This window comes from Pedobacter hiemivivus (genome assembly GCF_004331685.1).
Classification (GTDB): domain Bacteria; phylum Bacteroidota; class Bacteroidia; order Sphingobacteriales; family Sphingobacteriaceae; genus Pedobacter; species Pedobacter hiemivivus.
The window spans coordinates 167,785-194,386 of the sequence record NZ_SJSM01000006.1; the positions used below are offsets into that span (position 1 = coordinate 167,785).

A 26,602-nucleotide genomic window follows, 5' to 3' on the forward strand; every position below is an offset into this window, starting at 1 on the left:
TATAATTATAATGAAACTCCTCTTTTCCAAGGAATAAAATCGTCTTGATTTAATAACACTGCTTTAGGGATTTCCTCTCCACTTGCAGCTTTAATGCAGTATTCCAAAATCTCGGTCCCCATTTCTGCAATGGTTTTCTCACCACGGATAATGGCACCTGTATCAATGTCAATAATATCACTCATCCTTGTCGCCAGCGCCGTATTGGTCGCTACTTTTATAACCGGACAAACAGGATTTCCTGTTGGGGTACCCAATCCAGTTGTAAATAAAATTAAAGTAGCCCCGCTTGCTGCCTTTCCTGTAGTCGCCTCCACATCATTTCCGGGTGTACAAACCAAACTAAGTCCAGGTTTAGTTACCGGCTCTGTATAATCCAACACATCTACTACTGGCGAATTACCCGCTTTTTTAGCCGCTCCAGTACTTTTTATCGCATCAGTAATTAAACCATCCTTAATATTACCTGGCGAAGGGTTCATGTGAAATCCTGAGCCCACAGCATGAGCCTGTGCATCATATTCCTGCATTAACCTAATAAATTTCTCCGCAGTTGGTTCATTTACACACCTGTCTATTAAATTCTGCTCGGCCCCACAAAGTTCAGGGAACTCTGCAAGTAAAACTTTTGCACCTAAAGCTACTAATAAATCAGACGTATATCCAACTGCCGGATTAGCAGATATTCCACTAAAGCCATCACTTCCACCACATTTAACTCCTACACATAACTTACTTAAGGGTGCAGGTTTCCTTTCTACCTTATTGATCTCTTCTAAGCCTACAAATGTTTTTAGAATGGCATCTTTAATTAGCTGCTCTTCGCTCTGACTTTGCTGTTGTTCAAATATGATGACAGGTTTATCGAATGAAGGATTTCTCTTTTTAACGTCGTCCAGTAAATTCTGTGTTTGTAAATGCTGACAACCCAAACTTAATATGGTGATACCGGCAACATTTGGATGATCGGCATAAGCAGCCAACAATTGGCTAAGCAATGCAGAATCTTGTCTTGTACCACCACAGCCACCCTGATGATTTAAAAACTTAATGCCATCAACTTGCTTAAATACGCGCTTTTTAAGAGGCTCCGCAGGGGCAAGCTCATCAATTTTAAATGAGGTAATATCCTCTCCATTTTGGTAGGCCTCCAACAATTGCTCTGTAAACTGTTTGTATTTATCCGTTACAGTATAGCCCAAGGTATTGTATAAGGCTTCTTTTATGACATCCAGGTTTCTGTTTTCGCAGAATACAGTGGGTACAAACAGCCAATAATTTGCAGTCCCGACCCTACCATCAGCACGATGGTAACCATTAAAAGTTCTGTCCTTAAATTTGGTTACATCTGGCACCTGCCATTCATAATTAACTTTCCGATAAGCATAATCCTGCGAAGCATGATGTACATTATCGGTAGTCATCAATCCACCTTGCGGGATAAAAGCCGTCGCCTTTCCAACAAGCACGCCATACATTAAAACCTCTCCTCCAACGGAAAGATCCTCAATAAAGAATTTATGTTTAGCCCGTACATCATCTTTTAAGGTAATCTCCTTACCCTTCCACGCTACGATTTGACCTTTCGGCAAATCTTGCAAAGCCACCAACACATTGTCATCGGGGTGGATTTGCAGAAAACTTTTCACTGTATTTACTGACATTAGGCTTTTAACTCAAATATTTTATCCATCATTATCCATTTCTCTCCAGGCTTAGCTCCAGGTACTGCTTGCTGATATTTCCACATTAAGGTTTCCCATTCCTGTACTTTATCATTACCTGCATCCATTGCCGACTTACGATCAAAGCTAAACTCATCATTTACCTCCATAATCATAAACAAGCGATTGCCCGTTCTATAAATCTCCAGATTTTCAATCCCGGCACTGGTTATACTTTCTATAATCTCCGGCCACACTTTACGATGCATCTCCTCATACTCAGCAATCAATTTATCGTTGGGTATCAAGTCCAGCGTTAGGTAGTATCTCTTCATTATTGTTTAAATTATATTTTATGGACTTTTTAACTTTATATCCTTGTAAGCCATATAGAAAAACAACTACAAAGCAAATCAGCGGTACAACATATGATATAGGTGTGGAATAATGATCCGCAACACTTCCCATCACATAAGGCACCAGTGCCCCCCCTACGATAGACATAATAATGAAAGATGAGGCCTTTTTTGTATGCTGCCCCAAATCTTTGATACTTAACGCAAAAATTGTAGGGAACATGATAGACATAAAAAAGAACAGCGCCATAAGGGCATAGATAGAGATCCAACCATCATTAAGCATCACTACTCCGCACAACAGCACATTTATCACAGCATACAGCGCCAACAATTTATTGGGTTCAAAAACACGCATCAAGGCTGTACCAACAAAACGCCCCGCGGTAAATAAAATCAGTCCTCCGGAAAGTAATTTTGCCGCGGTAGCGTTATCTAACTTTACACCACTTTCAGTGCAGTAGTTGATAAATAAAGTTGCTATCCCAACCTGGGCCGCCACATAAAAGAATTGTGCAACAATTCCCAATACAAAATTACTATGGCTAAATAAAGGTCTTTTATTTAATTCCGAAGAACTAACAATCTCGCTCTCTTTAATTTCAGGCAATTTGATCTTCAAAAATACGCCTACAACAAGCAAGACCAATATGCCTATAATTACATAAATCAGCTTAACCGAGTCCAGGTTACTACCTCCTGAGCTGTTGCTTTCACCAAAAAATAGGTAGGAAGCAATGATTGGCCCAAGGAAAGATCCTACCCCATTAAAACATTGAGATAGATTTAACCTGGTAGCAGAAGTCTCCGGTGAACCAAGTACAGTTACGTACGGATTGGCGGCTGTTTCTAAACAAGCTAATCCTGACGCAAGTATAAACAAGGCAAGTAAAAAAGAATTGAAACTCGCCTGCTCTGCTGCCGGATAAAACAAAAATGCACCAACAGCGTATAAAAGGAGTCCCATAATAATCCCCTTTTTATAACCATACTTATTCATGAACATTCCTGCCGGTAAGGCAACGAGAAAATAAGCGCCAAAATAGGCAGCTTGTAATAAAGTAGACCTAGTTTTTGTAATATCAAGTGCTTCCTGAAAGTGCTTATTCAGCACATCCAATAATCCATAAGCAAAGCCCCACATAAAGAATAGTGAGGTAATCATGATAAAAGGGAAAAGATATTTATTTTTCGTCATCGGGTTTAATTATTTGGTTATTCAAAGGACGCGAATTCTGAGAGTAATTATTTTATGATATTATCATATCATTAAACGATTTTAGCATATAAAGTGACCATTCTCCTCTAAGGCTGGAATCTTTGCCTGAAAAAGGCAAAGTTCCTAGGCCTTTTCGGAGAAGGTAACTTTATTCCTCACAAGATTCAAAAAGGAAAAAACCGCACAAAGTGTAAAACAAAAAAGCCTCGGTTACCCGAAGCTTAAATCTTATACTGCAATACAAAAACATTTATCTATGCATCATGCTTAAGAGTAAACAACCATTTCGTTTGTAAACTCCCTTTTGTGCATCATGTTTAAAAGTAAAATTACCTTCTCTGAAACGGCCTCAGCGTTCTTCGCTCCTTCAGCGAAGTAATGCAGCCGTAGAAGAGAACGGTCATTTTACTATTTAATAATTTTGAGCAAATACTCCCCATAACCACTTTTCACCAATGGCTCAGCAATCACTCCTAACTGTTCTTTATCAATGAATCCCATACGGTAAGCAACCTCTTCAATGCAACCAATTTTCAATCCCTGACGTTCTTCTATGACCTGCACAAACTGACCAGCTTGCATTAAAGAAGCAAAAGTTCCGGTATCTAACCAGGCTGTGCCTCTGCTCAATACCCCAACTTTTAATTTCCCTTGCTCCAGATAAACTTTATTTACATCCGTAATTTCATATTCGCCCCTTGGAGAAGGCTTAATATTTTTAGCAATTTCTACAACGCTATTGTCGTAAAAATACAATCCAGGAACGGCATAATCAGACTTTGGCTGAGCGGGTTTCTCTTCGATAGAGATCGCCACATTCTCCTCATTAAATTCTACGACTCCATAACGCTCCGGATCAGAAACCCGGTAAGCAAATACAACCCCACCTTCAGGGTCTGCGCTGGATTGCAAAAGTTTTGACATTCCATCACCGTAGAAAATGTTATCACCCAATACCAATGCGACTTTATCCGTGCCAATAAAATCAGCACCGATCACAAATGCCTGAGCTAGACCATTAGGCTGCTCTTGCACAGCATAAGAAAACTTACAGCCCAGCTTCGAACCATCTCCCAATAGCTTCTCGAAGTTTGGCAAATCATGAGGTGTAGAAATGATCAGCACTTCGTTGATGCCGGCTAACATCAGGATAGATAATGGATAATAGATCATTGGCTTATCATAAACAGGCATCATTTGCTTGCTCATAACCAAGGTTAAAGGATGTAGTCTTGTACCACTTCCTCCGGCTAGAATTATTCCTTTCAAGTTATATTATATTTGAGGTTAATATTTAAGATTGATTTTTAATTTGATTAGCTCAGGCATTACTTATCTCGAAGATACACTATTTTCAAGTTCAGCATACCATTCAGCACCATATTTTCTAATCAGTGGTCCTTTTAAAAACTGATATACAGGAACTTTCAGCTCTCTTCCGAATGAACAAGCATCATGGCAAATGTGCCATCTGTCATAATTCAACACTTCAAATTCAGGGTATTGGGTAATCCTGATTGGATACAAATGGCAAGAGATTGGCTTTTGCCAGTCTACCAGGCCTTGCTCATACCCTTTCTCTATCCCACATTTAGTGATTCCATTTTCAAATGTGACATACGCACATTCTTTATTCCCATCCACACAGGGCGTAGTCAGGTCGCCATCAGCATCTACCACAGATGTGCCTTGCGCCTCAATAGCGGCAATTCCTTTAGCTTCAAGCAGGTGCTTGATCTTTGGATAAATATCTTTGAGAATAGCGGTTTCAGCTACATCAAGCGGCGCACCCGCATCTCCTTCCACACAACAAATGCCCTTGCACTTGTTCAGGTTACATACAAAACTTTCCGTAATGACGTCCTCATGAACCAGCGTATTCTGTACTTCTATCATTTTCTTATTGTACTATGGCCAATGGATATTTCAATCTATCTGCCGATTTAATCTCCATGGTTACAGATCCAACTATAATCTCCACCTGAGCCTTCACAGGCACCCTGTTTCCATCATCTGTTATCCAAAGGTATAATTTACTATCTTTTCTAAAAACTCGCCCAGGCTTTATAGAAGGGCTAAATTTTAAACACTTTATTTTACCAAGTTTAGTTTTAACCACTTCCCTGCCTACAAATTGAATTTCGAGCTGACTAATTTCATCACCCAGGAAATAATTCAACTTCACAAAATCGCCCGACTTCATTTTCGAGATGTCCAGGCTCCGGGCAAAATAATAGGCCGACACCAAATCAAAAGTCTGTGTGTTGGGCGTTTTAAATGTACCCTGTGTAGCCACAACTTTCTTTTCTTCCTGTTGAAACCTTGCCTTATCCTGTCTACGGTATCCACCCTCGCGTATATTCTCCTGGTAGAAATAAGGCTTTAAATTGTCCTTATCAATAAACGAATCGTAATGATCTCTTATTTTGTAAAAAATATCGAAGGTGCCTGAAGTCGCCCCATCAACTAATAATTTATAAGTAGGCTTACCATCAAATTTCAGATCTGATTCCTGCACCCGAATTTGACCTTCGGCAGCAGTGATAAAACCATATTTCAATTTATACTTCAATACTTCTCCCGCCTGAAAAACGGGTTCCTTCACAAAAGGCAGCTCCTGGGCAAGGCCTTTAAAACTCAGAAATACGACAATTACAAACAATAGGGATCTTCTCATAGCTGGGTTAAAACAAAAAGCAAACCAATTAATCTTTGCGCTTGTAAATCGGCACGGTAGAACATGGCTCACCGTACATAATACTTTTCGCAACCGGGGTCAACAAATTGGTGATTTCTACGTAAGCAGCAACTGTAACGTCTATATCTGCACAACCCTTAATTACAACGCGTTCTCCTGCAAAGTCATCTAAATTTATTTTAGCCAATGCTTTGGTAAATAAGACCGCCTCCAATGTCTCCAAACTTCCGAATGAGACTTCATTGGCATAAGGTTTCATTTTAGTAGCCAACAACATATAAGCCCAGGTTGGCACAATTGCATCTGCACTACAAATGATTGCTACATTTTTACCGGTATAGGCAGACCAGTCATTCTCTTTTATAAATGCTCTAAAATCCTTTTCTCTTAACATCAGGCCATGAAAAAGGTTCTCCTTTATGTCGTAGACAACACGTTCACCATGATTAAAATAATCTTCAAGGTTAAGTGTAATCAAACCACTTGCTGCCACTTTATTAACGAAATTTTCCTGAATATCCATGTTCTCAATATTATTAACCAGATCAAAACTGGCTTCAAAGCTAGTTAAATGAGATTCCTGATACCGGCCTTCACCGGCATAACGAACTCAAGATGACATATAACGCACAAAAAAGCCGGAAGCTATTAGGCTTCCGGCTACAAAATTACGTAAAATAAGATTAATAGAATTTCACCCTATTGTCTTTTATCTTGCTTTTATCTTGTAATGCCTGGAATGCCGCACCTAAAGAGCGCTGAGCATTAGCAGCCATCATCGTTTCTTTTTGCTTGTAAGTGTTAGCCAATGCAGCTGGATTGCTAAATCCGTCTACTGCAAACACATATACGCCCATGTTACCATCAACTGGTTTTGAAACTTTTCCTGGCTGAGAACCGAATACAGATCCAACCAATTTATTTTCTTGAGATGCACCCGGAATAATTGGGTTAGCAAATACAATGTTCTCTACAGGATTAAGTTGCTTACCTAATTTTTGAGCTACCTGCTCAATTTTAGCTGCACCTTCTAAAGCTTTATTTGCTTTTTCTATAAGCATTTTAGCTTTAACTGCATTGCGAACCATTGGCTCAATTTCTTTTTTAACTGCTTCTAACGAAAGTTGACCTTTTGGCTTCACATCGGTTACATGAGCTACTACATAAGCATTGTCCATTTGATAAACCTCTTTCAAGATATCACCTTTCTCTGCTGCATAAGCATCACGGATCAATTGACGTGGGTTATCTAAACCTGGAGCAAAACCTTGAGTTGGAGTCACTTTATCTGCTACACCTACTGTATAACCACCTTTTTGCGCTAGTGCAGCAAAATTATCACCTTTAACTTCGTTTAGGAAGCTGTTTGCTTTTTTATAAGCTGCATCTCTTGTTTTATTACTAGAAACTAGTCCTTTCTCTATGTAAGCAAGCTTAGCTACTTTTGAAGAACCAATTTGTTTCTCGATTTTAATTAAGTGTACACCAAATTGAGAAGTCACCACTTTAAGATCACCCGGCTTGCCATTGAATGCTGCATTCTCAAATACAGGCACCATTTGACCACGGCTAAATGTACCTAAGTCGCCACCTTTATCTTTAGAACCATCAACGCTGTACTGACGTGCAAGGCTAGCAAAATCACCACCATTTTGAACCAATGTTCTCAATGAATCAGCCAATTTTATCGCTTTATCATTACCACCCATTTTAGATGGGTCAATTAAGATATGGCTTGCTTTTACTGAATCTGGTGAGAAACGAGTATCAATAACCTTAACTATTTTGTAAGAGTTACCTGAGAATTTAGGTCCATAAAAACTACCTGCAGGAAGGTTAAATACTACTGAATCAATAGCAGGATCCAATTTACCTTTAGACATATAAGTATAAGGAACTTTCACATCAGAGTTAACTGCTGCAAATAAAGAGTCATTTCCAGCGATTTTGAAATCAGCAGCCAATTTATCCACCTGCGTTTTTACTGCTGCAGAATCAGATTTCGTTGGGTTTACACTGAAAGCCACATATTCGAATGAACGAGTTTCTGTAGGGTTTTCAAAACGTTTTTTGTTTTCGTTGTAATAATCTGAATAATCAGACTCTGTTGGCTTTACAGTTGCATCAGGAATTGATGCATAATCCAACAATGCATATTTAAAACTTGCCAGTTTATTACGGTTCAGATATTCGTCATTTGCTTCCAAAGTGGTTACATAAATAGAATTGCTGATTAAGTTGGCATATTTTTTCTGTAATGCTTGTTTCTCGATCTCAACTTGCAAAAGATCCCACTGTTGTTTTAACTGAGGGTTTTTACCTTGTTCTTTCAGTGAGTTTATAATTTCAGCACGATTTACTTCGCCAGTTTGAGGATTGCCGAAATACTGTACAATCAGTGGGCTTGGATTTTTTCCTTGAAGCAAGTCAAACAATTCATCACCTGATACAATTAAACCTAAACGAGCATATTCCTTACCTAAAAGGACACTTGCTACTTCCCCTTGCCATACATTATCTACAGCCATAGCTTGCATTTGCGCATTGCCGGAACCCCCATATTGTTGTTTAAACTGAGCTAAACTCTGGTCTACTTTCGGACCAAATTGATCTATGCTAATTTCTTCACCATCAATTGATCCTACAACTTTCTGAGATTCGGCCCAAAAAGGCTTCCCTACGTTAATTGCATCGCCAACTAAAAATGCAACAATTGCAAAACCGATGGCTCCTATCAAAATATAGCCAGCACGATTACGCAAAAATGTCATTAATCCCATAATATTCTTATTTATAATTCTTTTTTAAGAGCGCGCAAGATACAACTTTTGCGAAAAAAAGAAAACATTAAATTATTCGCCCAATTTTTCGTCTATATAAGTCTCACCGTAACCACTTCCAGCCGTGTAATAACTAAAGTCCTGAGGTGCGCTAAAGTTAACCGCATTGGCAAAAGAGCCATCAGGCCTGGTCACTATTCCTTTAGGTGAAAAAAACATTTGTTTATTCTGATCCCAGGTCAGCTCTTCTGTATTAAAAGTCAGCGACTGGTTCACTACAACCACATTTCTTTTAAAAATGGTTAGCTTTTCAGCCTCCTTCATAATGGCATAATCTGAAGTAATAGACCCAGTAATAGCCAGCTTGTCATCCAGAAATTGAATCTTTACGCCTTTTGGCATCTCCTGAAACATGGCACCACTTGCGGGGGTAATCTTATCCAGTACAGGGGCAAATCCTTTGGCCTTAACTTTTGCAGAATCACTATAAATAATCTCTACACCGAGGGTCCTGTTCGTATCCAGACTAACTTTTTTTGAAAGTTTTGCTACCTTTTTCAGATCATCATCGCCACATGAGCTCAGAGAAAGCTGAACAACACAAAGCATTGCTATACAAAAAACCATACCCGGACTTTTCATCCAGGTATGTGTATTTTTTAATGCTGATAAAGCTTTCATAAACTTATTATGAGTTCATTAGTCAAACTTGAATCGCTTAAACCAAGTATCGTTAAGTGTAATTCCTAAATGAAAATTAATATAATTTTCCTGAACCAGACCATTGGTCAATGTTCCTCTCCTACCCAGTTCCGTTGTAAAATTAAGTTTACTAACCGCAAATCTGGTATATCCAAGCGGAAGGCCTAGACCAAAAGTAACGGCCATTTGTTTAATATCCTGATCTTTTACATTGATATAGGTCTTATCATAAGCAAAACCTAATCTATAGTCTACTCTGTTAAAGTAACTTCCAATTGAGGTTATATCTGGCGTAAGCTGTCCACCTATTGAAGCTCCCCAACTGTCATTAAGACCGTTGTTCACCCCATCAATACTCAATTTAGACCAGTTTCCCATTCTATAATCTGCACCGATCAACCATTTGTTATCTTTCTGTATGCTAATTCCAAAATTATGAACTAAAGGCAGTTTTAACTTTGCAGAACCGTTTTCAACAAAAATCGGCGTATCAATAGCTGTTCCTTCTTCTCCAGTGCTCTGTCTAAGATATCTTGTTACCAAAAACGTCCTTTTAGAGTTTATTGAAGATGGTGAAGAGCCTGAATAACCGATTGTGATGCGGCTTTTAAGGCTTAATGGAATCTCATATTGAGCGCCATAAGAGAAACCAATACCACCGATACTATTTTTTTCCTGTTGCTTGGTGTTCACAGATCCGATACTTTGTAGTTCTAATCCGCGGTTCTCCACCATGTTTCCAAAAATGTATTCTACGTTTACACCTACTCTAAAGTGATCACCAAATTGCTGACCAATTCCCATGTAAGCTTTTGTCAATCCACCTTCTCCGGAAAACAGCCTAGTCACGGAATTGGTATCATTGTCCAATTTTCCGGTATTGCTATTCTCATACCCAAGTTCTGTGTATGGCAACAAACCAAAGCTCAGTCCTGTACGGCCCGCTTTAATTGGAAAAGCAAGGGCTACATGGTTTAAAGTAGCATTAAAGCTACCTTCACTAGCGTTATCTCTCTTCAAAGTCTTAAGTGTTCCGGTCAGCCCCATATCAACTGTTGCTGATGTAATGCCCGAATAAGTTGCCGGATTCTGCATGTTGATATTGTTGAAATACATGCTAGGTTTGAAAACGCCTGTAGAGATGCCGCCCATTGCCCTAAACTGAGGCAACAACAACCCTTTAACATTTCCAAGACCATATCTCGAATATGGTGATTGTGAAGTAACCTGTGCCTTTACAGTAGCACTGGTTAACAAGATCATAACGGCTACTATATAATTAATTTTTTTGTACATATTCAAATGCAATAACTTCATTTAATCCTTTTAATACCAAATACGGATCATGTGTAATTTGAGGCGCAAAGATGCTGTTTTTTAATTGTTCTAGCAAAAAAGCTGCATTACCCCCTGTCAACAATACCGTCAGGCCTTTATTTTCTTTATTATAAGCCGATATGAAACCCTCGACTTCGTTTATTACTCCTTGTAAAACACCATTTTTGATCGCCGAATTGGTATCCGTACCTTTAGGTATTTCTGCCTCCTGCTCCCATTTTACCAATGGCAATCTGCCTGTAAAATGATGAAGCGCTTTAAAACGCATATCAATCCCTAAACTAATGCTCCCGCCAAAATACTCGCTATTGCTGTTCAGTAAATCATAAGTAATACATGTTCCTGAATCGATCATCAAACAATTTTGTCCGGGGTAGCAGCGATTGGCGGCTATTACTTTAGCCCATCTGTCTAAGCCCAATGTAGAAAGTGTTTGATAATTATTCTTTATTCCCGTATTGATGCTGGTAGAAAATGGGATGTAATTTGTGTTTGATTGCAAAACATGAATTACGTCTAATAAATCTTCACTAACACTGGAAATAGATGAATTAACTATATGGTATTGTTTTATGAGGTTGATCAGTTCAGCAGGTACAATTTCTTTAAGAACCTGGTAGTTAACCATTGTTTTTTCATCAAAAACAGCCAGTTTACTATTTGTATTACCTATATCTATAACCAGATTATGCATTAACGGCTCCAAAGTTCATTGCACAAAGCTATCAATCTTTAGCTAGTTTCAAGGTTTCAAATTGTTAAAAAAAGTTAAACAAACAAAAAGTATTGAATGGCGAAAACCAGGATCAGGAACAGACTTTCATAAAACCATCTCTTTTTTGCATTTGAAAAATAATAAGCAAGCAATACGGCACCCGAAGGCACGCACAATAAGAAGTGATATAATCTGAAATCAGGTTTGGTATAAAAGCTGGCAATGCTAACGATGAACATAAAAAATAACAGCTGAAATGCTTTACGGGTGCTGATAAAGCTCCTGAAAAAATTCTCTCTCAATTGAAGTACCGCCAAAACCATCATGACCAAAACAGGCACCAACACTAAATAGTCGTTATAATTGATCTTAAAAACTGACGGAAATTTATTACCAAGTGGCAGCCATATCTTGTAAAACATGGACAAACTATCGTTCCAGTAATAAAATACACCTACAAAAAAGAAAATGGTTAAGAATCCCACCAAGCCAGATACCCACTCGCGCCAGTTAAAGGATCTGTATAGCAGTAAGGCCAGCCAAATCATCACCAGCATCACGATAAAGGGGAAGTAGATCAATGTTCCAATGGCGATGATCATCCCAATATCTAACATAATCATGATCGCATTTGGCGATTTGCCAATCTTCAAAAACTTATCCATCATCCAGATGACCAGAAAATTACAGATCAATGTAGGACTCAATACCAAAAAAGGCATAAATAAACTTGCGCCAGTAATGTACATCAGGGCGGGTAAAAACCCCGGGCGATTCAATAAGCCATGATTATTTACCATTCGGTTGAACAGAATGGCTTGGACATAAATCAAAATGCCCGCAAAAAAAACGTTGCTTACCGGAGAAAAGAAACTTTGTACCGGTATTTTAATAAAGAACCGGGTATAAGATTCTAAAAACTCGAAATTCAGTTGAGGTGGAAGGTCTGCAAAAATAGCCATGCGCATAAAAAAAGTATATGCGAATAGCAGGAGCAGGTTTATGGGGTTTAAATTTCTAAATTGATTGATCATGCCGCTTTACGAAAGCAAAGTAAAGCAAATTATCTGGCAAACTGCTTGACAACTTTATCAATTACGGCTGCCGTTTCATCTGGAAAATCAAACTGATGTTCCTGCGGCCGGTTTACCCAATCTTTAATTATTGGCAGCCAATTCTTATTGCTGGCCCAAATTACGGGCAGACCAAATTGTTTAAGGGCGTAAGCATTGCACTGTTGTTCGTACTGAAATTTCATTGGTGCAACCAACAATTTCTTTCCCAGGAAAAGTGCTTCTGCAGGCCCTTCAAATCCACCGCCTGTAAATAATCCTTCACAAGAAGCGAGACTTTTATTAAACAATTCGTTGTTTATTGGGCTAACATTTACATTCCCATCTACATAACTCTGCTTGCAATGTTTAGAAAACACTTCCCAGTTTACATGAGGAATTTGTTTTAGCAATGGAACCAGAGACTGATCATCTATTGCAGGTAAGTATACTGTATAATGGCCCAGATTGGTGGTCAGCATATTTCTGATCTCTGCTCTGATGACTGGTGTGTGAATAAAATCATCATACGTGTCAAAATGAAAACCTACATAATGTGTAGCTGGAGCATAATATTTCATCACCAACTGTGCCCAATCAATACTTTTAGGTTTTGGAACTCTGCGGGATTGAAAAGATGCCTGATGACTAAGGCCAACACTTTCTATCCCTTTGGTTTTACAGGCCCATGCGGTTACCGGCTCAAAATCATTAAGGATCAGATTATAATCTTTAAGGGGTATCTGGCGCATATCTTTTACAAATTGCGGCAGATCCATAGACTTCCAGGTTTCGTAATGATTTACACCGCCTTTTTTTCCAAAAATAAAACTAAAGCCATGCAGCTGATACTTTACTTCCTGGGTCAATTTCACATCTGCCTGTGTCCCGCTAATCAATAGATCCACATCGCCATATTGTTGTAATAGGGGCACAATCTCCCTTGCGCGACTAACGTGGCCATTGCCTGTACCTTGTATGGCATAAAGTATCTTCATCCGCACCGAATATCTGTAATTTTTAGGCTTTAGGCAATTTCTAATTTAATCTTTTGCAATAGGATATTGATATTGAGTTTGCTATGTAGGTCATCCCCGTCAGACAATTCTCCTTCTTCTACCTCATCCTTTTGAAAGTTTTCCTGTTCGTATTTAAAGATCTTCCAGGAGTTATCATAATACTCAAGTGCAGTAAGGTTTTCCACCCAATCACCACTATTCAAATAAGTTACCGCGCCATTCTCCGTAGCGATTGTTCTCATTTCAGGCTGATGAATGTGTCCACAAACTACGTATTCATATCCCTTTTCCGCAGCCAGCTCGGCCGCTGTATTTTCAAAACCATTGATAAACTTTACCGCGTCTTTAAACTTTGCCTTAATCCGTTTAGAGAAACTCATTTTTTCTCGTCCCATAAGCACCAGACACCAATTTACCATACTATTAATTAGGATGAGTGTATCATAGCCCACCGCTCCTAACTTGGCCAGCCATTTGGAATGCTGCATGGTTACATCAAATATATCACCATGAAAAAACCAGGCTTTTTTGCCATCTAACTCTACAACTAATTTATTTTGCAAGTGAAATGTTCCCATATGCATATCTGCGAATTTCCGCAGCAGCTCGTCATGGTTACCCGTAAGGTAATAAACAGGCACGCCTTCCACCACAAACTTCATTAGCTTCCTAACTACTTTCATGTGGGTTTCGGGCCAGTATCTTTTGCTAAACTGCCAGATATCGATGATGTCGCCATTTAAAACCAGCATTTTGGGTTTAATACTTTTAAGGTATTTCAACAATTCCTTAGCATGGCAACCGTAAGTACCTAAATGTACATCAGAGATTACGGCGATATCAACTTCTCTTTTTGGCGTCATTCTTTTCAAGCAATACTTTTCTACTTTACAAAGATGCAAGCGTCAAATTAACAAGGCGTTAAGTAATCGTTAAATCCTTCAAAAGTTGATTTTTTTCAAATTTTTATCGGAGGATTTTCAGCCCGGTTAGCCACAATTACTAGGGCTTTACTATTGCAGCTCTAGTACACTTGTTTCAATTGGGTTTTTCCGAACGAGGTGCGAAGGAGGTACGAAGCGGAGTCGACTCAATAACGAGTTTGTATAAAGCGACGGTACCACGATCTTACAAGCGTCGTAGAAACCCGAAAACGATCCGAAAAATTCGTTGATTTTTGCTGTTTTAGCAATTGGAACTTAAATATAGCATAAATAAAATTATCAGCAAACCTGCTATGCCTTACGACATAAAAAAAGCGGTTGCATCATCTTTTCTTCGATGATACAACCTCTTTTTTGTACGTCCGTCATTCTGAATTTATTTCAGAATCTCGCACCAATTATTCAAATAATATGCTAAGCAGCTTTTTTCTTTTTGTTTTCCGTATAAAATGCATAACCTAAACCTGCAACCAATAAAATTGATCCGATTAATGAGATCCATTCTCCTGTATAGTAAGCTACTGGCTCAAACTTAAATTCTACTTTGTGGTTACCAGCTTCAAGTTGTGCTGCACGTAACACGTAATCTGCTCTAAAATAAGGCTTCTTCACACCATCCACATACATGTTCCATCCTTTATCATAATAGATCTCAGAGAACACCGCGATAACGTCTGTAGGCGCACTATAAGTATACACAAGGTGATCTGGGTTGTAACTCTCCTGTTTAATCAGTGCGCCAGTACCTGGGCCTAAACGCTTCTCATCAATCATGTTTTTATACTTCACGTCAACAATCGCTTCTTGCTTCGGGTCGAAACTGCTAATTGCTTTCATTTCCTCATCAGCATCTTTTGCAAACTGAACATGTGGTACAATCCAGGCATGTCCCGCAGCAGTAGCATTACGCTGCATTTTGTAAGAACCGTTCTGCTGATCCTGGGTGATGATGTACTTGGTATTTAACATATCCAACACGTCCTGGTTGATGCTTTTAGAAAACTGGTGATCAATTAACTCCTGGTAGCGTTTTAATTTAGCCGCATGATATCCACCAATTGTTTTATGGAATGCTGAGGCACTCGCATCAGAGAAAGTATTAATGGTAAGGTCTAATACTCTAAAATCAGGATCTTTATCAGCAGCAATAAACGTATCTACATCTCTTGCTTGATAATGATTGGCTAAATCACTTTTGCTTGAAAAATTGGCATTGTTCAAATAACGACGATCCACTTGCCACATATCGATCAACACGGCTAAGGTCAATAAACCAAATGCCAGTTGCATATTCATTTTTTTAGTAATGAATGCCCAAACCAACACAAAACCAACTGCGATAAAAATGAATGAACGAATCGCATCTGCACGAGCTATAGAGATTCTGTCCTCGATCAATGCATTGGCAATTTTATGTGCCAGCGCAGCATTATTTTGCAAACTCTGCGTTAATGCCTGCACCATCTGCTGATGGTTTTCTGTAGTAAAACTGAAAAACAAAGTCGGTGCTATCGCCACGATTAAGGCAAAGCCACCTGTAATACCAGCAGACCATTGTAATTTTTTAATTAATATTTTTTGATCAATCTTACCGTCCTGTACCTCTTTCAAAGCAAGTATAGCTAGTAATGGCACCATCAATCCAACTACAGCTAAAATAGATTCAACGGCTCTGAACTTGTTGTACAATGGGAAATAATCGAAGAACAAGTTTGACAACATCGGGAAGTTTTTACCGAAAGACAATAGGATGAACAACACTGTTGTAGCCAATATCCACCACTTTAAGTGGCTCCTTACGATAAATAATCCGAATACAAACAGGAAGCACATAATGGCCCCGAAGTAATATCCACCAGAAGTCCCAGGTTTTTCGCCCCAATACTGCTGCATATTTAAACTTTGTGCCAATTGCTGAATAGCCTGGGTAGTTTGGTTAGGATCACCACCTGTAACCTCTGATATAGCCTTGTACATATGGCTTTCAGGCTTAACCAATTCATTTATGCTGGTCGCCCCACCATACAAGTCAGGAACTAAAAAGGTAAAACTTTCACCAACGCCCTGACTCCAGCCAAAAGCATATTCTTTTGCCTTGGCATTGTTATCAGTACCACCCGCAGCCGGAGCTGTTAGGTTAGGTTTACCTCTATTGGTTTCAGCAGCATACTCAGCTGTAGTCCACAATACACTTGCATTTACCATCACAGCGACAAGCAATGCGCCCGCTAGCACTCCGATAGCCTTGCCTAATGCAGGAAGTGTTTTTGCTTTATAGGCTTGATAAATTTCGATTCCCATAAAAATAAGGACAGATAGGAACAGATAATAAGCCATCTGTATGTGATTGGCCCTAACCAATAAGGCGAGGAACAATGCGGTCAACGATCCGCCAACCAAGTACCGCCCACGTAAGGTCAGGATAAACCCTGCTATGATGGGCGCAAAAAATCCAATTGCAAGGGCCTTATTATTGTGCCCGGCACCTATGAGCACAAAATTATATAGTGTAAAGGCAAATGCAATTGCACCTGCCGCGGCAAGCCATGGATTTGCTTTTAATACGATGAATAAGAAATAAGCTCCGGTTAACAGCAGTAAAACCGTACCGACCGGACTCGGCAGCGTGCTTGTTATAAATCTGATTCCGTAGGTAGCTCCATTGTAAGCATACTGAGTCCAAATCTGATAAGCTGGCATTCCACCAAACATTTGATTGGTCCATAAAGGAGCCTTACCGTCTTTATCCTTGTACTCCATGATCTCCTTTTGCATGGCCTTAGCAGCCACTACATCACTTTGAAAGGGAACCTTGCCTTGGAAGACAGGACTGAAATAGACGAAACAGATGATTACAAAAAATCCAAATATGGCCAGATGAATGCCATTCGCTTTTAACCAGTTATTCATTAAGGTTTGTTTAAGATTAAACTAACCCCAAACTTAGATAAAATGATTTATTTTTATCAGCGTACGAGAATTTTTTTAAAAAAAATATTTAGCGGAGTAAAGCGCGGCTATTTTACCTCTTCGTAATCTACAAAATCTCCAAGATTATCGGATTTCCCGGTCTTATCTTTTGGTGGCATATAATCAATGGAGATTGATCCTTCTGGTTTGGCATTCTGTTGTCTTGCCTGCTTCTCAGCCTGCTGCTGAACCTTGCTAAACAAGTTCCTCAACACCAAAGGAAATACCAAACGAATGATAACGCGGATGATGTAAAGTATTAGTAAAGTGATTAATATGAATTTTATAATTCCCATTTTCTTATTTTAACTTTTATAATAGACGGAGTTGAAATCTTAATATTACAGCACCGTTCTGTTTATTGCATAGCAATTACAATACCATCGGCTTAATTGTCATCCACAATAGCGGCTACCCTGCCTATTTGTCCATCTTCCAGCCTCACCTTAATGCCACGTGAGTGAAATGATGCCGAAGTAAGCAAATTTGCAACTATGCCTCTTGTTAATTTTCCGCTTCTCTGGTCCTTTTTAAGGATAATGTCCACTTCTAACCCTGGATATATATCCTGTCTGCTCTTTCCGTCCATTATACAAAGCTACGACTTAGCAAATCTTTCTTCAAACATTTTTTCCATGGCAAACATTTCATCCCGCAAACGGGCAGCCAATAAAAAGTCCATATCTTTTGCCGCTTTACTCATGTCCTTACGCGTTTTATCAATTGACTTCTGCATTTCAGCTTTGGTCATGTATTGTACGATCGGATCAGCGGCCATGCTCACTTCATCTACTTCAACATAGGCTTTGGCACGTCTCGTCTCCCCCGAAGAGAAATCGAGCACCGAAGTTTGTTCGAGTATCGCTTCCCTACTTTTACCCACAGTTTTAGGTGTAATACCGTGTTCAAGGTTGTAAGCAACTTGTTTCTCTCTACGTCTATTGGTTTCCTCTATGGTACGGGACATGGAATCGGTCATCTTATCGGCATACATAATTACCCTTCCTCTATCATTTCTGGCGGCCCTACCAATGGTTTGAATCAGGGCACGATCTGAACGAAGGAAACCTTCTTTATCCGCATCTAAAATAGCAACAAGGGACACCTCCGGCAAGTCTAACCCTTCTCTTAACAGGTTAATCCCGATCAACACATCAAACTCGCCCAAACGTAGGCCGCGCAAAATCTCTACCCGTTCTAGTGTTTTCACTTCAGAGTGAATGTAACGAACTTTAATATTCAATCGATCCATGTACTTGGTCAACTCTTCGGCCATCCGCTTAGTTAGGGTGGTGACCAATATCCGGTCGCCCATTTTAATGGTCTTGTCAATTTCATCCAGCAAATCATCAACCTGGTTAATGGCCGGACGCACCTCAATTAAAGGATCTAGCAATCCTGTAGGCCTAATCACCTGCTCGATAACGACACCTTCCGATTTTTGCAATTCATAGTCTGCCGGCGTTGCACTCACATAAATTGTTTGTGGTGCCAGGGCTTCAAATTCATCAAAATTCAGGGGTCTATTGTCTAATGCCGAAGGCAGACGGAAACCGTATTCAACCAGCGACAACTTCCGCGATCTATCGCCACCGTACATAGCTCTAATTTGAGGCACGGTAACATGGCTTTCATCAATCACCATTAGATAATCATCTGGAAAATAATCCAGCAAACAGAAGGGACGCATACCGGGCGATCTGCCATCGAAGAATCTGGAGTAGTTCTCAATACCTGAGCAATAACCCAATTCTTTCATCATCTCGATATCGAAATTCACACGCTCTTCCAGCCTTTTTGCTTCCAGCATATGCCTGTCGCCAATCAATTGGTTTTTGCGAACTTCCAGTTCTTCTTGTATCCCCCAGATGGATGAAGTAAACCTATCCTTAGGGGTAACAAACAAATTGGCTGGGTAAATGGCCATATCTTCCAGCTTTTCCAGTGTTTTCCCCGTCACCGGATCGATCACCGTTAGCTCTTCAATATCATCACCGAAAAAAGAAACGCGGTAAGCGCTATCCAGGTATGCTGGAAAAATATCTACTGTATCTCCTTTGACCCTAAACGTTCCTCGTTTAAAATCATTGGTGGTACGTGCGTATAAAATCTCTACAAGGCTATGTAAAAAAGAGTTTCTGGAAATCCTTGTCCCTACAGAAAAGCGGAATACTGATCTTGAAAAATCTTCGGGATTACCCATACCATAGATACAGGAGATAGAAGATACAACAATAATATCCCTGCGACCAGACATCAGAGCAGATGTAGTCCGCAGCCTTAATTTTTCTATTTCCTCATTGATACTTAAATCCTTCTCTATATAAGTGTTGCTGCTGGCAATAAAGGCCTCAGGCTGATAATAATCGTAGTAGGATACAAAATAGTTCACTGCATTTTCGGGGAAGAATTGTTTAAACTCTCCATAAAGTTGGGCAGCAAGGGTTTTATTGTGACTCAGAATTAGTGTTGGTTTTTGGGTTTCCTGAATAACGTTGGCAATGGTAAACGTTTTTCCGGAACCTGTTACGCCTAATAATGTCTGATAATGCTCATCGCTATTTACACCTTCAACTAGCTGTTTAATGGCAGTTGGCTGGTCTCCAGTGGGACTGTAATCGGAAACAATATTAAATTTCATCCGTAAAGTATATTTAAGACAGGCACTCCTGTTCTGAAGAACCTGGAACTATCAAATATAAGGATAATTTATTTTGGGCATAAAAAAAACTCCCCTGGACAATCGTCCAAAGGGGAGCATATCATAGGGAGATATTTATATTTTAATGTTAAAAACTAGCGGATGTTTTGAGGTATGCCAGCTAACTCCACAATCTTATTTGGGATAGGAAGCGCATACCTCGGGTCGTTTGGTGGTAAGGTATAAGTTACCCCTTTAGCCTCTCTTGTTAAAGTCTCTTGGAACTCTGGTTCTTTATTTAAGCGTTTAAGATCCATCCATCTTGTCCCTCTCATTAGTAGTTCCTTTCTACGTTCGGTTAAAATTACCTTTAAAGCAGCTTTTGCATCCGTAGCGGTCAAATCTGTAAATGGTGAAATTCGCTTTTTCAATAAAGTATTCAAATCCTTCATCGCATCAGTAGCGCTCCCAGCTCTTGCAAAACACTCCGCACGAGTCAGGTACAATTCGTCATTGGCGATACCCGTAAAATAACCAGTATACTGCTCTACATTACTATAATAGAAAGTACCATCTCTATTCTCTCCAAAATACAGGTATTTACGATTGTCATTTGCCGAATAAGTATCATAAAAATCTTCACTGATCTTAAAATCTATCATAGAATCTGCAACAAACATCATCACTATTTCAGGATTTTCATAAAGCTCAATATACTGAAGTGGTGCATAATCTGTCAATGCACTATTAATTCTCAATGCTGAATCAGCATATTTTCCAGCATTCACATAATCGCGCATAGACAAATAAGCCCTTGATAAATATCCATAAGCAGCAGGTTTCGAAGGACGCATGTTGTTAATTGGAACTGCAGGCAATAAAGGCACCGAAGCTTTAAGGTCTTTAATTATCTGCTCATAGGTCTCTTTTAAGTTTGGGCGTGTTGTTTTGACATTAAAATCACTGGTCTGTGTTAAAGGAATGCCATAATCAGTAGTAGCCGAGGCATTATCATAGCCTCTTGTCCATAAAGTTGTAGCCTCCAGAAAAGCACGTCCTCTAAATAACAATGCTGATCCCTTTACATTATCCCATTTAGCAGCATTCATTCCTGTACGGTCAATCTTAGCAAGCCCCTCTAAAGAAATATTAGCATAATATACCTGTGCATAGGTAGTAGCCCAATCATTCGGCCCCATATCGGGGATACTGTTCTTGCTCCAGGTATAAAGATTCTGTTCATAATCCTTCAATTTATTATAATCTGAGCTCGTCTGATAATAATCATCGGAACTTAGAATTCCACTCAATACACTGTACAGATTCATTTCAATAGGATTGTCTAGCAAAGCCTGAAAGTCTTCTATTTTTGTAGGCACCATTAATTTTTTATCTGGTTTTTCATCCAGAAATTTCTTGCAAGAAGCAAACATGCTTGCTGCTGCAAATAAGCATATATATAAATAAGTTCTTTTCATGATTTAAGGTTTTATAATCTAAAAATCTGCACGTAATCCAAATGCAAAGCTTGCTTTTGGATTTAAGCTATTGTTGTATTCTGGATCGACATCGTATTTATTCGCCTTCCACAGTAGGCCAAGATTACTTGCATTTGCATACAACTGTAATTTCTGGAAAGGGAGTTTAGCAATTTGACTCTTCCTTAAGCTATATGCAAGGTTGATGAATTGCAAACGAATATGATCTGCTTTGGTTACCAACACCTCTGACGAATTATAGAAACTCGTCCTATTTGCATTGGCTGCGTAAATCATTGAAGGAACATTGGTGTTTTGCTCATCTCCCTGTTTTTGCCAACGTAGCGCATAATCCGAATGACCAACTTTTGCCGAGGTAGCATCCAATAAATCCGTATAATTAATAGAAGCACGTCTAAAATAATGCCCCATTTTATAGGTAACATTGACACTTAGTGATAAAGCTTTCCAACTTACCGTATTCGTAAAGTTACCAAATACCGTTGGTGTGGCAGAGCCACTGAACACCATGTTTTCGATCGGATTATTAACGCCAAGCAACTCTGTATAATTCTTAGAAACCTGCCCATTCAAATATCCCTGAGGATCCCCAGTTAAAGGATCAAGACCAGCCCATTTGTGCGACACCAAAGAATAAAGAGGTTGTCCAACCATTGGCGAAATACTCGTACCATTTGTCACATAAGCGTTGCCACCCAATGTACGCATATAGTAGTTTGTTACCTTATTGGTATTGTAATTGAAATTAAAATTTTGCACCCATTTAAAGTCACGATCTAATATCCTGCTACTAAGCGCTATATCAACGCCCTTTCCTTTCATATCGGCCACATTTTTGGTAATAGTACCCTGACCTGTAGTGGTATAATCCATGTCAGCCGGACCGAATAAGTCCACCCCATTTTTGCTATAATACTCAACACTTCCAGAAAGAATATTATTAATCAACTCGAAATCGACACCGATATTAAAGATTTTTACTTGCTCCCATCTCAATTCAGGGTTCGCATAATTTTCTATCGTAGATTGAGGCAGACCAGTATAAAATGCGGAGCCCATACTAAGGAAGGTCGTCACCGCTGCTGTTCCTGGGCTCAAGTTTCCATTCACCCCATAAGATGCTCTAAGCTTTAAATAAGGCAAGAAAGAAACTTTATAGAAAGGCTCATCAGAAATGTTCCATCCTGCACCAGCGGACCAAAGTGGAACTCCTTTATCATTTGTTTTTACGCCAAAAAGATTGGATTGATCCTTACGAAGACTTCCAGAAAGCGTGTATTTTTTCTTATAAGTGTATGCTGCATTCCCATAATAAGACACGAAATTATACAATCTCTCACCTGAGCTAGGAAAGTCAGGCAAAGGAACTAAACTACCTAACACAAAATCGGTATAACGTGTTTTGTAGTCAACTTTACCCGAACTCAGAAGGTCATCATCGTACCCGTAAAGCTCATTTCCGTCACTTTTAGTTTTAGTGGACCTCAGCTCAGAACCAGCAATTGCATCAATGCGATGATCGCCATAAGTTTGGTTAAAATTCACTTGTCCACGAACATTCTGAGAAACAACGCCGACATTACTATTTCTTAAATACCCTCCATATGGGATTGCATATTCAACAACTCCTGTATTAGTGTTAATCTTTGACCCTCTGTTAATTAAATCTCTAGCAAAAAAACTATTTACATCCTGAAGTGTCCTACCTTTATTTTGTTGATTCTCATATTGGTACTTCGCATCAACACTTAGACCTTTTATAATTTCATAATTCAGCCCAGCACTAGCAACAATACTTTGTAAATTAGCCGTAGAATTAATACTCTTATAATCTTCTAAGGGATAATATTTCCAATCTAATAATTTACCAGCTCCAGCAACATCAGTATAGGCTCGTCGCAATATATCCATTGGCAAACTGTTGCCATTATCATCTTGTAACAAGGTGTATGGATAGCTTTTATACCCAATTGCATCAGGAGCATAACCTGGTTTACCAGATTTAGAACTTGAATTTGTGTAGTACAAGCCTGTTGTGATTTGCAATTTATCTATTGGCTTAAAGGTGTTGGCAGCACGTAAGTTCATCCTTTCAGAGGTCCCTGAAAGCACATCTAATCCATGATCATATCCTCCAGAAATGTTATAGGTGCTTTTTGCAGACCCACCCTGAAAGTTCAAAGCATACTGCTGATTTACCGAATTGTTATATAACAGTTTTGAGGCCTGATCTCTTGAATCAATTCCTCTTAAAGCATCTATTCTAGCCAATTTCTGATCATTAGTCAAGACCTTATCATATAATATTTCTACTACTGGCGATAAGGCGATCTTATTTCTATTTGCTTCAGCAGTTTTATAGATATCTTTGCTAAACAAAGCTTTCTCTACATCAATAAAATCACTGGTACTCATTAACTTATAGTCGTACAAATCCGGCTTTGCAGTCAATACAACATTTGAATTAAAACCAATGGTTAAAGGTTGATTTAGCTTACCTTTTTTTGTAGTAATCACAATCACGCCATTCCCAGCTCTTGCTCCCCAAATAGACGCAGCTTGAGCATCTTTTAAAACATCAACACTTTCTACATCATTAGGGTTAATATTATTTAGGTCACCTTCGTATGGAAAATTATCTAAAATAACTAATGGTGCTTGATTCGCATTAATGCTGCTGATTCCACGAATAGAATAAGCCGGACGATTAGGCGCTTTATCGAATGAAACACCATTTGTAATCCCATCCAAACGGGCAATGATACTCTTTCCAACCTGCTCATTAAGTTTTTCATTGCTGATGTGCGTAAATGAACCAGTTGCACGTTCTTTTGGAAGCGTTTGATAACCTGTACTTACCGTTACGCTCACTTCATCCAACTCACCAGCCTTAACCTCCATTTTAATTGAAGGATTAGCTTTAAGCTCATTCACGGTAATTTCTCTTGTTTTATAACCCAGATAATTAATCACCAAGACGGCATTTTCATCAACACTTGCCAATTGAAACTCTCCGTTCCCATTGGTTTGTGTGGTTTTACTGCCGTCTTTAGTTTTTACTGTCGCGCCAGGTAAGGGCAATCCTTTTTCATCTAGTACCCTTCCTTTTACCTCTACAGCAGCAATGAAGTCCATTACTTTATCAAAAAAGGTCTTTTGTTTGATCCGGATCACAATACTATTGTCTTCAATAGCATAAGATAAAGGCTGTTTCAATAAGCATTTATCCAGTACCTCATTCAAATCAGCATTTTTAAAGTCAACATTGATGGTTCTTGCTGCATTGATGCTTTTATCAGCATAAAACACCTCATAACCCGTTTGTTTGGTGATCTCTTTAAATATCTGCTCCAATGTTGCACCTTTCTGCTTATAAGTAAGTTTCTGGGCAAAACCAGCAGCAGCAACCTGTAACAGGCAGGTGGTCATGATCAATACGACTAATTTAACGCGCATAAGTAGTTTTCTTTTCTCAGTCTCACTAAATCTGCTCATCGCTAGATTTATAATGAACGGAAGTTTTTGAGGCAGCCGGGACTGTGGCATGCCTAGGTTAAAAGCATTTAATTTCATAGTTTTGTTTAGTTGGGTTAATGCCAGAAATGGTTACAATTTTTTCTTCCGGTGCATTACCGGAAAGGGGTTAACTCATCATTTTAACCGGATCGTGCTGAGAACACGTTCCGGCTTTTTTATAGTGCCCTTTTTGATTTCAGGATTATAGTAAATGTCTATTCATTTTGTTTGTTGGTTTTTGTTGATATGGTTAATGATTTATTTTAATACGGTTATTCTTCGATCTTTAATTTTAAAACTCACTTCTCCAGTCATTTCAAGTCGACGTAGTACTTTCTCTACCCGATCAAACCGGGATAATGTACCGCTAAAGGTTTCTTGTTTGGGCACGCTACCAGCATATACGACTTCTACATCGTACCAGCGTGAAATTTTTCTCATGATGCCTTCCAAACTTTCATTCTTGAAAATGAACTTGTTACTTTTCCAGTCTATGCTTCTTTCCAAATCAGCTTGCTGAACGACAAAATCATCAGCGGTTAATACAGCTTCCTGTCCCGGTTTTAAGATCACATTATGGCTTTTACCGGCTTGGCTAACTTTTACAACCCCTTCCAGCAAAGTAGTCTTTGTATTTGCCTCATCGGCATATGCATTAATGTTAAAATGCGTACCCAATACTTCTACCTCCTGCTTGCCACTAACGACAATAAAAGGCAGTTTTTTCGGTGCATTAATCTTGGCTACTTCAAAGTAAGCTTCGCCGCTTAATTCAACTTTTCTTTTGGTTAAACCAGAGAAGGTTGATGGGAACTTAAGGGAAGAAGCGGCGTTTAGCCATACTTTGGTGCCATCCGGCAAATTCACTTGATATTGACCTCCTCTCGGAGTGGTTAAGGTATTCATATGCCCAGGCGCTGCCTTGGTCGTACCTTCTTCTTTATTGTTATAGACCAATTGGCCGCTTTGAGTTTTTGTGACCAGAGTACCAGCCTCATTGGCAAGCTGACCATTTTTTGCGTCTTCCAAGTTGATAACAGTACCATTGTCTAAAGTTAAAACAGCCTTATTCCCACCAGGAGTAATTACAGGTTGTTCGTCTGTGCTGGTATTTTGTGCTTGCTGATTTTCTGATAGGTTTTTGTTATTGAAAAAATAAAGACCAATCGCGCTAACCGTTAGCAACAAGGCGGCAACAGCGGTTAATCTGCTCCAGTTACGCTTCCTTATTATTCGCGTAACCACAGCGGATTCAACATCCACTTCATGATTGAATACGTGCTGTAACAGATTCTCCTTTTCTGATGAATTTAATTGGTATTCAGGTCCTGTATTGCGGACTGCCTCTGCCAACAGATCGCTAAACTCCAATTCATTGGCAGGGTCGTTAACCAAGGTATAAAATTCTGCCAACTCAGTTTCAGAACAACTCTTATTTAAATACTGATTTAACAGGTACGGAAGTCTTTGATTCATCATAGCCAATAAG

Annotated in this window: 21 protein-coding genes; all 21 read right to left on the reverse strand. The window is 39.1% G+C overall.

The window, feature by feature from the left end:
* Positions 1 to 5: 5 nt before the first annotated feature.
* Positions 6 to 1,664 (reverse strand): UxaA family hydrolase, encoded by a 1,659-nt coding sequence (locus EZ444_RS12720; protein ID WP_131609369.1) that lies wholly within the window; start codon positions 1,662 to 1,664, stop codon positions 6 to 8.
* Positions 1,664 to 1,999, reverse strand: a complete 336-nt coding sequence (locus tag EZ444_RS12725; protein ID WP_131609371.1) for an L-rhamnose mutarotase — start codon at positions 1,997 to 1,999, stop codon at positions 1,664 to 1,666. Before EZ444_RS12725 ends, EZ444_RS12720 begins: the two co-directional genes overlap by 1 nt.
* Positions 1,956 to 3,218, reverse strand: coding sequence for an L-fucose:H+ symporter permease (fucP, locus tag EZ444_RS12730; RefSeq protein WP_131609373.1), 1,263 nt, complete (start codon positions 3,216 to 3,218; stop codon positions 1,956 to 1,958). The genes EZ444_RS12725 and fucP overlap by 44 nt, the downstream gene beginning before the upstream one ends.
* 429 nt (positions 3,219 to 3,647) lie before the next feature.
* Positions 3,648 to 4,508, reverse strand: coding sequence for a glucose-1-phosphate thymidylyltransferase RfbA (rfbA, locus tag EZ444_RS12735; RefSeq protein WP_131609375.1), 861 nt, complete (start codon positions 4,506 to 4,508; stop codon positions 3,648 to 3,650).
* 63 nt (positions 4,509 to 4,571) lie between these two features.
* Positions 4,572 to 5,135, reverse strand: coding sequence for a DUF3109 family protein (locus EZ444_RS12740; RefSeq protein ID WP_131609377.1), 564 nt, complete (start codon positions 5,133 to 5,135; stop codon positions 4,572 to 4,574).
* A 4-nt stretch (positions 5,136 to 5,139) separates the two neighbouring features.
* Positions 5,140 to 5,916, reverse strand: a complete 777-nt coding sequence (locus EZ444_RS12745; protein WP_131609379.1) for a DUF3108 domain-containing protein — start codon at positions 5,914 to 5,916, stop codon at positions 5,140 to 5,142.
* Between the two features lie 28 nt (positions 5,917 to 5,944).
* Positions 5,945 to 6,460, reverse strand: a complete 516-nt coding sequence (locus EZ444_RS12750) for a DUF2480 family protein (protein WP_131609381.1) — start codon at positions 6,458 to 6,460, stop codon at positions 5,945 to 5,947.
* 160 nt (positions 6,461 to 6,620) lie between these two features.
* Positions 6,621 to 8,717, reverse strand: a complete 2,097-nt coding sequence (locus EZ444_RS12755) for a peptidylprolyl isomerase (RefSeq protein WP_131609382.1) — start codon at positions 8,715 to 8,717, stop codon at positions 6,621 to 6,623.
* 72 nt (positions 8,718 to 8,789) lie between these two features.
* Positions 8,790 to 9,398, reverse strand: coding sequence for an LptA/OstA family protein (locus EZ444_RS12760; RefSeq protein WP_225874719.1), 609 nt, complete (start codon positions 9,396 to 9,398; stop codon positions 8,790 to 8,792).
* Between the two features lie 18 nt (positions 9,399 to 9,416).
* Positions 9,417 to 10,736 carry an outer membrane protein transport protein gene (locus tag EZ444_RS12765; RefSeq protein WP_225874720.1) on the reverse strand — a complete coding sequence of 440 codons (1,320 nt, stop codon included), beginning with the start codon at positions 10,734 to 10,736 and terminating at the stop codon, positions 9,417 to 9,419.
* Positions 10,699 to 11,451: a type III pantothenate kinase gene (locus tag EZ444_RS12770; RefSeq protein WP_131609384.1), complete on the reverse strand. Its 753-nt coding sequence runs from the start codon at positions 11,449 to 11,451 to the stop codon at positions 10,699 to 10,701. Before EZ444_RS12770 ends, EZ444_RS12765 begins: the two co-directional genes overlap by 38 nt.
* Before the next feature lie 74 nt (positions 11,452 to 11,525).
* A complete protein-coding gene (locus EZ444_RS12775; protein WP_131609386.1) occupies positions 11,526 to 12,506 on the reverse strand; it encodes a DUF6427 family protein in 981 nt (326 codons plus the stop codon).
* A 29-nt stretch (positions 12,507 to 12,535) separates the two neighbouring features.
* Positions 12,536 to 13,522, reverse strand: coding sequence for a glycosyltransferase family protein (locus EZ444_RS12780; protein WP_131609388.1), 987 nt, complete (start codon positions 13,520 to 13,522; stop codon positions 12,536 to 12,538).
* A gap of 29 nt (positions 13,523 to 13,551) precedes the next feature.
* Entirely contained in the window at positions 13,552 to 14,406 is an 855-nt protein-coding gene (locus EZ444_RS12785; protein ID WP_131609390.1) for a UDP-2,3-diacylglucosamine diphosphatase, read from the reverse strand.
* Positions 14,407 to 14,901: 495 nt separating this feature from the next.
* Positions 14,902 to 17,397, reverse strand: coding sequence for a YfhO family protein (locus EZ444_RS12790; RefSeq protein ID WP_131609391.1), 2,496 nt, complete (start codon positions 17,395 to 17,397; stop codon positions 14,902 to 14,904).
* 107 nt (positions 17,398 to 17,504) lie between these two features.
* Entirely contained in the window at positions 17,505 to 17,753 is a 249-nt protein-coding gene (locus EZ444_RS12795; RefSeq protein WP_131609393.1) for a DUF4834 domain-containing protein, read from the reverse strand.
* 92 nt (positions 17,754 to 17,845) lie between these two features.
* A complete protein-coding gene (locus tag EZ444_RS12800; protein ID WP_090777975.1) occupies positions 17,846 to 18,046 on the reverse strand; it encodes a YwbE family protein in 201 nt (66 codons plus the stop codon).
* 9 nt (positions 18,047 to 18,055) lie between these two features.
* Positions 18,056 to 20,098 carry an excinuclease ABC subunit UvrB gene (gene uvrB / locus EZ444_RS12805; RefSeq protein ID WP_131609395.1) on the reverse strand — a complete coding sequence of 681 codons (2,043 nt, stop codon included), beginning with the start codon at positions 20,096 to 20,098 and terminating at the stop codon, positions 18,056 to 18,058.
* A 155-nt stretch (positions 20,099 to 20,253) separates the two neighbouring features.
* Positions 20,254 to 21,576 carry a RagB/SusD family nutrient uptake outer membrane protein gene (locus EZ444_RS12810; protein ID WP_131609397.1) on the reverse strand — a complete coding sequence of 441 codons (1,323 nt, stop codon included), beginning with the start codon at positions 21,574 to 21,576 and terminating at the stop codon, positions 20,254 to 20,256.
* A gap of 18 nt (positions 21,577 to 21,594) precedes the next feature.
* Positions 21,595 to 25,092, reverse strand: coding sequence for a SusC/RagA family TonB-linked outer membrane protein (locus EZ444_RS12815; protein WP_165503604.1), 3,498 nt, complete (start codon positions 25,090 to 25,092; stop codon positions 21,595 to 21,597).
* A 279-nt stretch (positions 25,093 to 25,371) separates the two neighbouring features.
* Complete coding sequence (locus tag EZ444_RS12820) at positions 25,372 to 26,592, reverse strand: FecR family protein (RefSeq protein WP_131609401.1); 1,221 nt, start codon at positions 26,590 to 26,592, stop codon at positions 25,372 to 25,374.
* Positions 26,593 to 26,602: the final 10 nt, after the last annotated feature.